Origin of the sequence: Iodobacter sp. BJB302 (assembly GCF_002735645.1) — a bacterium.
Taxonomy (GTDB): Bacteria; Pseudomonadota; Gammaproteobacteria; order Burkholderiales; family Chitinibacteraceae; genus Iodobacter.
In genome coordinates, this window is the sequence record NZ_PDZG01000188.1 from 1 (window position 1) to 675 (window position 675).

Here is a 675-nt window from a genome sequence, read left to right on the forward strand (position 1 = left end):
CAACAGGACGCAGTAATCCGCGGGTTGTGAAACGACGAACTAAGCATTTTGCAAGTAGAAAAGGCACGGAAATTCTTAATCAACGGCATAACTGGGGAATAAAAATCATAAAGTGAACAGCATTGCGTTAGCCCCTTTCTTAGGAACCACCTGTGATCATCGAAATCGCGCAACTGCAGGTAAAGCCAGAGCAAACTTCAGAGTTCGAATCTGCATTCGACAAGGCGCAAGCAATCATTTCGTCCATGCCTGGCTATTTGGGCCATGAACTGCAGCGATGTATTGAACAAGTCGCCCACTACATGTTGCTAGTGCGTTGGGAGTCGGTTGAACACCACGAGGTTGGCTTCCGCAAATCAGAGCAATACCAAGAGTGGCGTCAGCTTCTGCATCACTTCTATGATCCATTCCCAACTGTGCTGCACTACGAGCAAATTGCCGGCCCCGGCCTCCAGCCAGTCCCCCAAATGTGCACCCGGATTCAAGCATCAAGACCCATGGCGCATGCAGATATTGATTGAGCGCCAGGTGAAAGACTGAAATCTTCCATATCCCCCTATGTCAGACTAGTTGTCGCCTCTGAATTTTCATGGGCTTGAAAAAAACATAGGCTTCATCATGCAAAAAATTACGTATTCTGACGACTTTAAACACCAAGCATTGAGCAAGGTTTAT

1 protein-coding gene is annotated in these 675 nt (G+C 47.3%); it reads left to right on the forward strand.

The window, feature by feature from the left end:
* Window positions 1-152: 152 nt before the first annotated feature.
* Window positions 153-521 carry an antibiotic biosynthesis monooxygenase gene (locus CSQ88_RS22560; RefSeq protein ID WP_099400275.1) on the forward strand — a complete coding sequence of 123 codons (369 nt, stop codon included), beginning with the start codon at window positions 153-155 and terminating at the stop codon, window positions 519-521.
* The last annotated feature ends 154 nt before the right edge of the window (window positions 522-675 follow it).